The sequence below is a fragment of the uncultured Paracoccus sp. genome, assembly GCF_945915435.1.
Classification (GTDB): Bacteria; Pseudomonadota; Alphaproteobacteria; order Rhodobacterales; family Rhodobacteraceae; genus Paracoccus.
In genome coordinates this window covers 1-11,595 of sequence record NZ_CAMEFG010000071.1, presented here as the reverse complement: position 1 = coordinate 11,595, position 11,595 = coordinate 1, and the positions used below count along the sequence as shown (strand labels likewise).

11 protein-coding genes and 1 pseudogene are annotated in these 11,595 nt (G+C 69.0%); 9 read left to right on the top strand and 3 right to left on the bottom strand.

Going from position 1 to position 11,595, the window contains the following annotated elements:
- Window positions 1–542, top strand: a pseudogene (locus Q0O97_RS16810) (choline-sulfatase); the annotation flags it as partial.
- Window positions 543–572: 30 nt separating this feature from the next.
- On the opposite strand, the gene Q0O97_RS16805 reads toward Q0O97_RS16810, so the two are convergent.
- The gene (locus Q0O97_RS16805; RefSeq protein ID WP_294932103.1) at window positions 573–1,754 is read right to left on the bottom strand and encodes an acetyl-CoA C-acyltransferase family protein; all 1,182 of its coding nucleotides are present in this window, start codon (window positions 1,752–1,754) and stop codon (window positions 573–575) included.
- A gap of 94 nt (window positions 1,755–1,848) precedes the next feature.
- Here Q0O97_RS16805 and Q0O97_RS16800 point away from each other — a divergent pair, with 94 nt between their 5' ends.
- The 5 genes from Q0O97_RS16800 to Q0O97_RS16780 all read left to right on the top strand — a co-directional run bounded on the left by Q0O97_RS16800 (window position 1,849) and on the right by Q0O97_RS16780 (window position 5,424).
- Entirely contained in the window at window positions 1,849–2,214 is a 366-nt protein-coding gene (locus Q0O97_RS16800; protein WP_294932100.1) for a LysR family transcriptional regulator, read from the top strand.
- 74 nt (window positions 2,215–2,288) lie between these two features.
- Window positions 2,289–3,035 carry a molybdate ABC transporter substrate-binding protein gene (modA, locus tag Q0O97_RS16795; protein ID WP_294932097.1) on the top strand — a complete coding sequence of 249 codons (747 nt, stop codon included), beginning with the start codon at window positions 2,289–2,291 and terminating at the stop codon, window positions 3,033–3,035.
- Window positions 3,032–3,712: a molybdate ABC transporter permease subunit gene (modB, locus tag Q0O97_RS16790; protein WP_294932094.1), complete on the top strand. Its 681-nt coding sequence runs from the start codon at window positions 3,032–3,034 to the stop codon at window positions 3,710–3,712. Before modA ends, modB begins: the two co-directional genes overlap by 4 nt.
- Window positions 3,713–3,714: 2 nt before the next feature.
- Window positions 3,715–4,764: a molybdenum ABC transporter ATP-binding protein gene (gene modC, locus Q0O97_RS16785; RefSeq protein WP_294932106.1), complete on the top strand. Its 1,050-nt coding sequence runs from the start codon at window positions 3,715–3,717 to the stop codon at window positions 4,762–4,764.
- A 72-nt stretch (window positions 4,765–4,836) separates the two neighbouring features.
- On the top strand, window positions 4,837–5,424 hold the full coding sequence (locus tag Q0O97_RS16780; RefSeq protein WP_294932091.1) for a lytic transglycosylase: 588 nt from the start codon (window positions 4,837–4,839) through the stop codon (window positions 5,422–5,424).
- A 65-nt stretch (window positions 5,425–5,489) separates the two neighbouring features.
- Here the strand turns inward: Q0O97_RS16780 and Q0O97_RS16775 are convergent, their stop codons facing one another.
- Complete coding sequence (locus Q0O97_RS16775) at window positions 5,490–6,086, bottom strand: outer membrane lipoprotein carrier protein LolA (RefSeq protein WP_294932088.1); 597 nt, start codon at window positions 6,084–6,086, stop codon at window positions 5,490–5,492.
- A 97-nt stretch (window positions 6,087–6,183) separates the two neighbouring features.
- Window positions 6,184–7,413 (bottom strand): UbiH/UbiF/VisC/COQ6 family ubiquinone biosynthesis hydroxylase, encoded by a 1,230-nt coding sequence (locus Q0O97_RS16770; RefSeq protein WP_294932085.1) that lies wholly within the window; start codon window positions 7,411–7,413, stop codon window positions 6,184–6,186.
- A 102-nt stretch (window positions 7,414–7,515) separates the two neighbouring features.
- Here Q0O97_RS16770 and Q0O97_RS16765 point away from each other — a divergent pair, with 102 nt between their 5' ends.
- The 3 genes from Q0O97_RS16765 to Q0O97_RS16755 all read left to right on the top strand — a co-directional run.
- Window positions 7,516–8,838: an amidase family protein gene (locus Q0O97_RS16765; RefSeq protein ID WP_294932082.1), complete on the top strand. Its 1,323-nt coding sequence runs from the start codon at window positions 7,516–7,518 to the stop codon at window positions 8,836–8,838.
- A gap of 117 nt (window positions 8,839–8,955) precedes the next feature.
- A complete protein-coding gene (locus Q0O97_RS16760; protein WP_294932079.1) occupies window positions 8,956–10,149 on the top strand; it encodes an aminotransferase class I/II-fold pyridoxal phosphate-dependent enzyme in 1,194 nt (397 codons plus the stop codon).
- 4 nt (window positions 10,150–10,153) lie between these two features.
- On the top strand, window positions 10,154–11,595 hold a 1,442-nt coding region (locus Q0O97_RS16755; RefSeq protein WP_294932076.1), incomplete at its 3' end, for a DNA translocase FtsK 4TM domain-containing protein.

Sequence of the window (11,595 nt, the reverse complement as noted above, 5' to 3'; positions counted from 1 at the left end):
CCCAGATGCAGCCGGGGCTGGTGGATACGCCCGTCTCGACCATCGACGTGCTGCCGACCCTGTGCGATCTGGCGGGCATCTCGATGACTGAAATCGAACCCTGGACCGACGGGCGGTCCCTGCGCGCCCCCGAGGGGCGAGGGATGGTAGCGATGGAATATGCTGCCGAGGGATCGGTCGCGCCGCTTGTCGCGCTGCGGGATGGCGAGTGGAAATATATCGCCTGCGACAACGACCCCGAGATGCTGTTTAACCTGAAGCGCGATCCGGGGGAAAGGGCCAATCTGGCGGGCGACCCCGCCCATGCGGATCAACTGGCACGAATGCGCGCAAGCGCGGCGGAACGCTGGGACCTGTCCGCCTATGACGCCGAGGTGCGCCAAAGCCAGGCCCGGCGCTGGATCGTCTACGAGGCGCTGCGCAACGGGGCCTATTTCCCTTGGGACTACCAGCCGCTGATGCAGGCGTCCGAGCGTTACATGCGCAACCACATGGACCTGAACCTGCTGGAGGATTCCAAACGCTTTCCGCGCGGGGAATAGGGGCGCGGATCACGCGCCCCCTTTTCGCACTCAGATCCGTTCGATCGCCAGCGCGATGCCCTGGCCGCCGCCGATGCACATGGTCACCAGCGCCTTCGATCCGCCGATGCGGTCCAGCTCATACATCGCCTTGACCGTCAGGATCGCGCCGGTCGCGCCGACGGGATGGCCAAGCGCCACCGCGCCGCCATTGGGGTTGACCCTGGCACTGTCCAGCCCCAGCCCGTTGTTCACGGCGATGGCCTGGGCCGCGAAAGCCTCGTTCGATTCGATCACGTCGAAATCGCCGACCGACAGGCCCGTGCGCTTCAGCAGGTCCTGCACCGCCGGGATCGGGCCGACGCCCATGATATGCGGCGGCACGCCCGCGATGGCATAGCCAAGCACGCGGAAGCGCGGCACCAGCCCCGCCGCCTTCGCCGCATCCGCCCGCGCCAGCACGATGGCCGCCGCCCCGTCGTTGATGCCGCTGGCATTGCCCGCCGTGACCGAGCCTTCCTTGGCGAAGGCGGGCCGCAGACCGGCCAGCTTTTCAAGCGTGGTTTCCTTGGGGTGTTCGTCGGTGTCGAAGGCGGTCACGCCCTTGCGGGTCTTGATCTCGATGGGGACGATCTGGTCCTTGAAGCGGCCCTCGGCAATGGCCTTCGCCGCACGGTTCTGGCTTTCCAGCGCGAATTCGTCCTGGTCCTGGCGCGAAATGCTGTTCTCGGCGGCGACGTTTTCCGCCGTGACGCCCATATGGCCGGTGCCCATCGGACAGGTCAGCGCGCCGACCATCATGTCCAGCATCTTGACGTCGCCCATCTTGGCCCCGAACCGGGCCGAGGGCACCGCATAGGGCGCGCGGCTCATGGATTCCGCGCCGCCCGCGACGGCGAAATCGGCGTCGCCCAGCAGCAGCGCCTGCGTGGCCGAGACGATGGCCTGCGCGCCCGATCCGCACAGCCGGTTCACGTTCATCGCCGTGGCCGTATCGGGAATGCCCGCGTCCAGCATGGCGACGCGGCTCAGATACATGTCGCGCGGCTCGGTGTTCAGGACATGGCCAAAGACGACCGTGCCGATCTGGTCGGGCCTGACGCCCCCGCGTTCCAGCGCGGCGCCGGTCACCGTCGCGGCAAGCTGGGTCGGCGGCACGCTGGCCAGACTGCCGCCGAATCCGCCGATGGCGGTCCGCGCGCCGGAAAGTATCACCACTTCGCTGTCTGACATGCTAAGCCTCTCACATGAATACCCGGTGGCATGCTACATCAGCAGGGGGACGAGTCAAACATCCTTCGCCCGCCGGAAACGACAAGGAGCAGCCATGACGCCCGACCTGAAACTGAACCTGAGGCTGCATTTCGCGCAGGGGCTGACCTTCGGCAGGGGCAAGGCCGACCTGCTCGAGGCCATCGACCGCACCGGCTCGATCTCGGGGGCGGGGCGCGAGATGAAGATGAGCTATCGCCGCGCCTGGAACCTGGTCGAGGAAATGAACACCGCCTTCGCCCCCCCGCTGATCGACGCGAGCCGGGGCGGCAGCGGCGGTGGCGGCGCCGCGCTGACCGACCGCGGGCGCGAGGTGCTGGCCCATTACCGCGCGTTGGAGCGGCTGGTCGTCCAGACCGGCGCCGTCCATATCGGGGGGATCTCGGGCGGGCTGGTTTCCGTTATGCACGATGAAAAATAACACTTGCCACGCTTCGGCGCAGGCGGTTATGCACAGACAGATACAACGTCCCGACCCATCGACGGAGCCAATCCATGCGCACCCCCCTTATCGCCGCCGCGCTTGCCGCGCTGACCTCGGTTCCCGCGCTTGCCGAGGACTTCACGGTTTTCGCAGCCGCCAGCCTGAAAACCGCGCTGGATGAAATCGCCGCCGACTGGCAGGAAAAGACCGGCGACAGGGTGACGATTTCCTATGCGGGCAGTTCGCAACTGGCCCGCCAGATCCAGGCGGGCGCGCCGGTGGACCTGTTCATCTCGGCCGCCGAGAACTGGATGGACGAGGTCGAAACCTCGGGCGACATCGAAGCCGCCACCCGCACCGACCTGCTGGGCAATACGCTGGTGCTGGTCGGGGCGGACGCGACCGAGCCGGTCGAGATCGCCGAGTTGCCCGGCCTCTTGGGCAGCGATCGGCTGGCGATGGCGCTGGTCGATTCCGTCCCCGCCGGCGAATACGGGAAAGAGGCGCTGACCAATCTGGGCCTGTGGGAACAGCTTGAACCGCAGGTCGCGCAGGCCGACAACGTGCGTGCCGCGCTGGCGCTGGTCGCCAGCGGCGAGGCGCCCTATGGCATCGTCTATGCCACCGATGCGGCGGCCGAGGACGGCGTGACGGTGCTGGCCACCTTCCCCGCGGACAGCCACCGCCCGATCATCTACCCGGCGGCGGTGACCGCCGAGGCCGTGGCCCCCGCCGACGCGGCGGCCTTCCTCGACAGCCTGCGCGAGGAACCGGCCCGCGCCGTGCTTGAGGCACAAGGTTTCTCGATCCTGCAATGAGCTTCCTCGGCCCGGCGGAATGGCAGGCGGTAGCGCTGTCGCTGCGTGTCTCGCTGGTCGCGACGCTGGCCAGCCTGCCGCTGGCCATCGCCGTGGCCTGGCTGCTGGCGCGCAAACGCTTTCCCGGCCACAGCCTGCTAAGCGGTATCGTCCACCTGCCGCTGATCCTGCCGCCGGTCGTCACCGGCTATCTGCTGCTGCAAACCTTCGGCACGCGCGGCCCGGTGGGGTCGCTGCTGCAACCGCTTGGCATCGTCTTCGCCTTTCGCTGGACCGGCGCGGCGCTGGCGGCGGCGGTCATGTCATTCCCGCTGATGGTCCGCGCCATCCGCCTTGGCTTCGAGGCGGTGGACCCCCGCCTTGAACAGGCCGCCGCGACCCTTGGCGCCTCGCGGCCCGCGATCTTCCTGACCGTCACCCTGCCGCTGATCCTGCCCGCGCTGGTGGCGGGCGCCACGCTTGGCTTTGCCAAGGCGATGGGCGAGTTCGGCGCGACGATCACCTTCGTTTCCAACATTCCGGGCGAAACCCAGACCATGCCGACGGCGATCTATGCCTTTCTGCAAAGCCCCGGCGGCGATGCGCCCGCGATGCGGCTGGTCATGATCTCCATCGTGATCGCGATGGGCGCTGTGATCCTGTCCGAGATGCTGGCCCGCAGGACCGCCCGGAAATGAGCATGCTGGACGCCCGCTTCACCCACCGCTTTCCGGGGCTGGACCTGGATATCGCCTTTCGGGCGCCCGCCGGGATCACGGCGCTGTTCGGCCCTTCGGGCTGCGGCAAGACCACGACGATCAACGCCATCGCCGGTCTGCTGCGGCCCGACCGGGGCCATATCGCGCTGGAGGGCTGCGTGCTTTTCGACAGCGACCGGCGCGTGAACCTGCCCCCGCGTGCGCGTCGGATCGGCTATGTCTTTCAGGACGCGCGGCTGTTTCCGCATATGACGGTGGCGGCGAACCTGCGCTATCCGTCGCGCTTCAGGCGAGGGGCTGCGCGGGATTTCGACCGGGTGGTCGGCCTGCTGGACCTTGGCCCGCTGCTGGATCGCCGCCCCGACACGCTTTCGGGCGGCGAAAAGCAGCGCACCGCCATCGGGCGCGCGCTGCTGTCGGACCCCGCCCTGCTGGTGATGGACGAGCCGCTGGCCGCGCTGGACCGCGCCCGCAAGGACGAGATCATGCCCTGGCTGGAGCGGCTGCGCGACGAGGTGCGGCTGCCGATCCTCTATGTCTCGCATTCCACGGACGAGGTGACGCGGCTGGCCACGACCCTGGTGCTGATCGAAGCGGGCCGCGTCGCCCATGCCGGCCCGCTGGACGAGGCGCTGGCCGACGCCGCCATCGGCCCCCACCTTGGCACGCGCGAGGTCGGCGCGCTGGTTTCCGCCCGTATCGGCGCGACCGAACCCGACGGGATGCAGCGCGTCCTGACCGATGCCGGGCCGATGCTGCTGCCGCCCACCGGCCTGCCCGAGGGGCGCGAATTGCGCCTGCGCATCCTTGCCCACGAAATCATCCTGGCGCGCGAGGCCCCCCTTGGCCTTTCCGCGCTGAACATCCTGCAAGCGCAGGTCACGCAGGTCCAGGGCGGCTTCGTGCAGTTGCGCGCGGGCCAGGCCCTGCTGCTGGCGCAGGTCACGGAACGATCCGTCGCGGCCCTTGGCCTGACCCCCGGCGCAAGCTGCCACGCCATCGTCAAATCGGCGGCAATAGTCCGATCCTGAGCGATCTGTCCGGTTTGTCATTTGCGAAGCCCTCATTTTTTCGTATGGTCGCGGAAAAACAATGAGGCAGAAATGAACAGGTATCTGAAACTGGCCATCGTCGGGCTGGTGGCGTCCTGTGGCGGCGGCGGGAATTATTCGGCTCCTCGGGATCTGGACAACGCCTGCGCGATCGCGGCCGAGCGTCCAGCCTATTTCCGCGCGATGCAGCAGACCGAACGGCGTTGGGGCGTGCCGGTCCATGTCCAGATGGCGACGATTCACCAGGAATCGAGGTTCATCGGCGACGCGCGGACACCGCATCAATATGTGCTGGGAATCATCCCGGTCGGGCGGCAAAGTTCGGCCTACGGCTACAGCCAGGCGCTGAACGGGACCTGGGAAGAATATCAGCAAGAGACCGGAAACCGCCGCGCGCGGCGCGACAACATCCGCGACGCGACCGATTTCATGGGCTGGTATATGGACGGAACGTCGCGCCGGCTGGGGATCGCCAAGACCGACACGGCATCGCAATATCTGGCCTATCACGAAGGGCGGGGCGGTTTCGCGCGCGGATCGCATCGGGGCAAGCCCTGGCTGATGCGGGTCGCGGCCAATGTGGACAGCCGCGCGCATCGCTATCGCGCGCAACTGGTGTCCTGCGGGCGGGCGCGCTGACCGAAAAGGCCCGGCATCGCTGCCGGGCCGTCGCCTCGCGCCGCCGTTCGCTTCAGCCGTCCGCTTCAGCGGCGGCGGTTGATCTCGTTCTCGATGACGAAGCGCGAGGGGGGGATGGACACGCCCGTCTGCATCTCGCCCAGGATGACCGTCGTGCGCGAACCGCTGTCGTCGGTCACGATCCACTGGCGCAACTGCGTGGGATTGGCGGTAAAGACCATCTGGATATTGCCGTATTCGGGATGCTGGGGGTCCTGCGCCGTGACGATGGTGGCATTTTCACGCTCGACATGGTTGGTGACCATGCGCGCCTGGCCCAGGTTGACGTTGGGCGCAAGGATGATCGACAAGGGCGTGCGCGACAGCGGATATTGCTGCGGCCCGCTGTTCGACTTGCGGTCGAACACCGCGACCTGGCCCGCCGAGGCCAGCACCAGCGTCGAATCGCCCTGGTATTCGAACCGCACCCGGTTGGGCCGGTGGATATAGACGGTGCCGGTCGAGACCGAGCCGTCATTGTTGATCTGCGTGAAATCCGAAACCGCCGTCTGGATGCCGTTCAGATAGCGCGAGATTTCATTCAACGAGATTTTCTCGGCCAGCGCCGGGAAGGCAAGGCCAAGGACGAGGACGGGCGCAAGAGCGAGAGAGCGTATGTTCATGGTCTGGATGATACGGATTCCGAATTGACTTGCACATCACGTTGCGCGGATGCGGGGACGGCCCAACGCTCGCAACGCCGTTACCGTTCCCGCGCCTTCACGGGACCAGCCGCCGCCCCGTCAGCAGGCGCGGCATCGGGTCCAGCGACAGCCCCGCCGCCTGCCGCATGAAGCCCCGCCGCACGGGCGCCAGCGCATCGACCGCGCCCATGCCAAGCGAACGCGCAACGCGCAGCACCGGGTTGTCGTTGGAAAACAGCGCGTTGACCGCATCCATCCCCAGCGCCAGCGTGGTCGCGTCGGGGCGACGCCATGCCTCGTATCGGCGCAGCACCTGATGGCTGCCCATATCCTCGCCCCGGCGGCGGGCGGCGACCAGCACCTCGGCCAGCGCGGCGACATCGCGCAGCCCAAGGTTCAGCCCCTGCCCCGCGATGGGGTGGACCCCATGCGCTGCATCGCCCACCAGCGCGACGCGGGGGCCGACATAGCTTTGCGCCAGCGTCAGGTTCAGCGGATAGGAAAAGCGCGGCCCCGTCAGCCGGATCCGCCCCAGATAATCGCCGAAACGCGGGCGCAGCACCTCAAGGAAGCCGTCGTCGTCCAGCGCCATGATGGCCTGCGCGGACCCTCGCGCCTCGGACCAGACGATGGAGCTGCGATTGCCCGGCAAGGGCAGGATCGCCAGCGGCCCCGAGGCCATGAAATACTGCTGCGCGATCCCGTGATGGGGCAATTCGTGATCGAAGGCGGCAACCAGCGCCACCTGTCCGTAATCGTGCCCGACCCGCGCGATGCCCGCGCGCCGCGCCGTGGGCGATTGCCGCCCGTCCGCACCGACCAGCAGACACGCGGTGAACCGGCGTCCATCGTCCAGCGTCACCGTGACGCCCGCCGGACCGGCTTCATGGGCGGTGACGGCGTGGCCGGGCAGATGGGTCACGCGCCCCCGCATCCCCGCCAGCAGGGCGCGGTAGAGAAAGCGATCCTCGAGCATGTAGCCAAGGCGGCCCTCTTCGATCTCGGCACTGTCGAAATGCAGTCCGAAGGGGTCGGCGCCCTCGCCCGCCCTGCCCTGGCTGGCGCGGACCTGGTTGATCGGTTGGGCGTTGTCGGCCAGCCCCGGCCACAGCCCAAGCGCCGCCAGCAGGCGCTGCGAGGCCAGTGCCAGCGCGTAGGCCCGCCCGTCGAAGGCATCCCCCGCCCGGCTGTCCGCAGGCCGCGCGTCGATGACGGCCACGGAAAGCCCGGCATCGGCAAGGGCCAGCGCAAGGGTCGGGCCGTTCAGCCCGCCGCCCGCGATCACGACGTCGAAGTGGTTTTCCATGCCGTTGACTATCCCGCTTTGCGCCGGATTGTCCATTGTCATTGAAGCCGCAGTCGGCGGGCGCTAGCCTGCGCGGGACACAAAACGCATCGGGGGAAACGCATGGACTGGTTGCGCGCATCCACGGCCGAGCAGGGCCGCGCCATCATGGCCGGTCTCATCAGCCCGATCGAACAGGTCGAGGCCTATCTGCAAGCCGCCGAGGGCCATCCCTATGCCGGGCGGATCTTTGCCCGCATGACCCCCGAGCGCGCGCAGGCCGAGGCCACCGCCGCCCATGACCGCGCCCGCGCCGGGCTGCGGCGCGGACCGCTGGACGGGGTGGCGATAAGCTGGAAGGACAATATCGACAGCGCGGGCGTGGCGACCGAGGCAGGCTCGCAACTGCTGCGCGACCGGGTGCCCGCACGCGACGCGGTGGCGCTGGCCAATGCGACGGCGCAGGGGCTGGCCTGCCTGGGCAAGACCCATATGACGGAACTGGCCTTTTCCGGGCTTGGCCTGAACCCCCGGACTGCGACCCCGCCCAACGCCCATGACGCGGCGCTTGCGCCGGGCGGATCATCGTCGGGCGCGGCGGTTTCGGTCGCGATGGGGCTGGCGGCGGCGGCCATCGGGTCGGACACGGGCGGCTCGATCCGGGTGCCCGCCGCGTGGAACGGGCTGGTGGGCTTCAAGCCGACCCAGGGCGCGGTCGATGCGCGGGGCTGCGTGCCGCTGTGCCACCGCTTCGACTCGATCGGTCCCATCGCCCGCACGGTCGAGGATTGCGCGCTGCTTTACGCCGTCCTGCGCGGCGAACCCGCCGCGGACCTTGGCGCCGCCGCCGCGCGCAAGCCGCGCCTGCTGGTGCTGGAGGGCGTGCCCTTCCAGGATGCCCGCGAGGGACCCGTCGCCGCCTTCGAGGAAACCGTCGAGGCACTGGCCCGCGCCGGCGCCCGGATCGAGCGCGCCGAACTGTCCCAGGCCGCCGATGCGATGGCGCTGGCCCCGACCGTTTTCGCCCCCGAGGCCTATGCCATCTGGCGCGACCAGATCGAGGCCGCGCCGGAACTGATGTATCCCCTCGTGCTGGAACGATTCCGCAGCGGGCGCGAGGTGGCCGCGACCGATTACGTCGCCGCCTGGATCACCCTGGACCGGCTGCGCGCGGAATGGGCCGCGCGGCTGGCGGGCTACGATGCGGTGATCATGCCCACCGTGCCGATCCTGCCGCCCGACACGGCGGAACTGCTGGCCGATCCAGCCTTTTTCGCGCGCGAGAACCTGCTGACCCTGCGCAACACGCGGATCGCGAATTTCATGGGCACGCCCGCGATCACCCTGCCGACCGCGCGGCCCGCCTGCGGCATCATGCTGATGGGCCTGCCGGGCGCGGATCGTGGCTTGCTGGTCACCGCCGCCGCCGTGCAGGCGCTGCTGTAGCGCGGCCACGCAGGCCGGGCTATCCGCCCGCCAACCCACCTGAACGCTGGACGAAACCGGGGTTTGTGGGTAATCTGGCGCGAAACGGGGCGGCACGACCCCGCAAGAGAGGCAGTCATGGCACAGACCGAGCGGTTCTCGAACCTGCCGGAATACGCATTTCCGCGCTTGCGCACCCTGTTGTCGGGCATCGAACCCGGCGGCGATCCGGTCGTGATGACGATCGGCGAACCCCGCCACCCCTTTCCGGGGATGGTGGGCGAAATCATGGCCGAAAGCATCGCGGGTTTCGGCAAATACCCCCCGAACGAGGGCACGCCCGAGTTGCTGGACGCCATCTCGGGCTGGATCGGGCAGCGTCACGGCCTTGAGGTTCCCCCCGCGCGGATCACCGCGATAAACGGCTCGCGCGAGGGGCTGTTCAACGCCGCGCTGGCGCTGTCGCCGCGCGACAAGAACGGCCAGCGCCCGGCGATCCTGATCCCCAACCCCTTCTATCAGGTCTATGCCGTCGCCGCCGCCGCCTGCGATGCCGACGCGATCTTCGTCCCCGCCACCGCCGCCAGCGGCCACCTGCCCGATTTCCGCTCGCTGGACCCGTCGGTGCTGGACCGCACCACGCTGGCCTATCTGTGTTCGCCCGCCAACCCGCAGGGCGCCATCGCCGACCGCGCCTATCTGGAGCATCTGATCGCGCTGGCGGACCGGCACGATTTCCTGATCCTGTCCGACGAATGCTATAGCGAAATCTACCGCGACACCCCGCCCCCCGGCGCGCTGGCCGTGGCGCATGAGATGGGGCTGGCCGAGCGGGTGGTGATGTTCAACTCGCTGTCGAAACGGTCGAACCTGCCGGGGCTGCGCTCGGGCTTTGCGGCGGGCGGGGCCGAACAGATCCGGCGCATCCGCACGTTGCGCAGCTACAGCGGCGCGCCGCTGCCCCTGCCGGTGCAGATGGTCAGCGCCGCCGTCTGGCGGGATGAGGATCACGTTACCGAAAACCGCGCGCTGTATCTGCGCAAATATGGGGTGGCGGACCGGATATTCGCCGATGTCGCGGGCTATTTCGCGCCGCAGGGCGGTTTCTTCCTGTGGCTGCCCGTCCCGCAGGCCGTGGGCACGGGCGAGGACGCCGCCCGCAAGCTGTGGGCCGAGGCGGGCATCCAGGTCCTGCCCGGCGAATACCTGGCGCGGGACTGGCAGGGCGAGAACCCCGGACGCGATTTCATCCGCGTCGCGCTGGTCGCATCCGCCGACGAAACCGAGGCGGCGCTGAGCCGTCTCAAGACCTGTTTGTATCAAGGGGGCTAAGCATATGGCCAGTTGGCAAGCCAAACACCGCGACCCGTTGTTCGACCAGAGCACGCAAGCCGCGCTGGAACGGCGCGGCAAGGAACTGGCCGGGGCGCTGCTGGTCGTCCTTGGCGTGCTGATCGCGATGATGCTGGGCAGCTACTCGCCCGAAGATCCCTCGTTCATGGCGGCGACCGACCAGGCGGCGACGAACCTTCTGGGCCGCTTCGGCGCCTATGTCGCCTCGGCGCTGTTCATGATCGCGGGCTACGGGTCCTATGTGCTGTCGGTGGGCGCGGTGATCTGGGGCCTGCGCCTGATGCTGCACCGGGGCGAGGAACGGCTGATGCGCGCCGTCTTCCTGCCGCTGGCGATGGTGCTGGTGTCGGTCTATGCCACGGCGCTGACGCCCCCGCCCGGCTGGACGCAAAGCTTTGGCCTTGGCGGGCACCTGGGCGACATGCTGATGGGCGCGATGCTGTCGGCGCTGCCGGTCAAGGCGTCCATCGGGATCAAGCTCTTGTCGGTGGTGGTCGCGGTAGCGATCCTTGCCTTTTCCGCCTTCGTCTTCGGTTTCGACCGGACCGAACTGACCCGCATCGCCCGCTTCCTGCGCGAGGGGCTGGTGACCGCCCAGGGCATCGCCCTGCGGCTGGCCGGCCGCAGCGGGCAGCTTGCCGCGCGCACGGCGCAGCAGGTCCGCGCGCGCCAGGCCGCCCGCCGCGACCGCGCGGCGCTGCAAGGCGCCGATTTCGACGACGCCCCGCGCCAGCAGGCGCAGGCCGACGATCCGCGCATGGACCCCGAACTGGTCGAGCCGGAAACCGACTACGGCGAAGTGGACGCCCCAAGCCGCGCCCATATCAGCGCCCGCATCTCGGACGCGATCCGGCTGCGCTCCTCGCAGGACGAGGGGCGCGGCTCGGTCCTGGCGGCGGTGACGGCGCGGCTGACCGGCGGCGCCCGCGCGCCCGAACCTGCGCGGACCGAACCCCCGCTGGCCGCCCCCGACCCTTACGAAGACGACCAGCCGCAGCGCGAAACCGCCCCCTTCGGCGCCGCGACCCCGCGCCATGTCGCGCCCCCCGCCCCGGCGCCCGCGCCTTCGCGCAAGGCCCGCGCCGAGGCGCAGCCCAGCCTGCGCTTCGACGACGAACAGCCCGGTTACGAACAGCCGCCGCTGTCGTTGCTGGCCTCGCCCGAAACCGTTCAGCGCCATCAGCTTTCGCAGGAAGCCCTGATGGAAAACGCGCGGATGCTTGAGGCCGTGCTGGACGATTACGGCGTCAAGGGCCAGATCACCGAGGTCCGCCCCGGCCCCGTCGTCACCCTTTACGAACTGGAACCCGCGCCGGGGCTGAAGGCCAGCCGCGTCATCGGCCTGGCCGACGACATCGCGCGCTCGATGTCGGCGCTGTCGGCGCGGGTTTCCACCGTGCCGGGCCGCACCGTGATCGGGATCGA

Bases quoted from the DNA above. Each gene is read 5' to 3' on its own strand.
- Q0O97_RS16805 (WP_294932103.1), bottom strand. From the start codon at position 1,754: ATGTCAGACAGCGAAGTGGTGATACTTTCCGGCGCGCGGACCGCCATC.
- Q0O97_RS16800 (WP_294932100.1), top strand. From the start codon at position 1,849: ATGACGCCCGACCTGAAACTGAACCTGAGGCTGCATTTCGCGCAGGGG.
- modA (WP_294932097.1), top strand. From the start codon at position 2,289: ATGCGCACCCCCCTTATCGCCGCCGCGCTTGCCGCGCTGACCTCGGTT.
- modB (WP_294932094.1), top strand. From the start codon at position 3,032: ATGAGCTTCCTCGGCCCGGCGGAATGGCAGGCGGTAGCGCTGTCGCTG.
- modC (WP_294932106.1), top strand. From the start codon at position 3,715: ATGCTGGACGCCCGCTTCACCCACCGCTTTCCGGGGCTGGACCTGGAT.
- Q0O97_RS16780 (WP_294932091.1), top strand. From the start codon at position 4,837: ATGAACAGGTATCTGAAACTGGCCATCGTCGGGCTGGTGGCGTCCTGT.
- Q0O97_RS16775 (WP_294932088.1), bottom strand. From the start codon at position 6,086: ATGAACATACGCTCTCTCGCTCTTGCGCCCGTCCTCGTCCTTGGCCTT.
- Q0O97_RS16770 (WP_294932085.1), bottom strand. From the start codon at position 7,413: ATGGAAAACCACTTCGACGTCGTGATCGCGGGCGGCGGGCTGAACGGC.
- Q0O97_RS16765 (WP_294932082.1), top strand. From the start codon at position 7,516: ATGGACTGGTTGCGCGCATCCACGGCCGAGCAGGGCCGCGCCATCATG.
- Q0O97_RS16760 (WP_294932079.1), top strand. From the start codon at position 8,956: ATGGCACAGACCGAGCGGTTCTCGAACCTGCCGGAATACGCATTTCCG.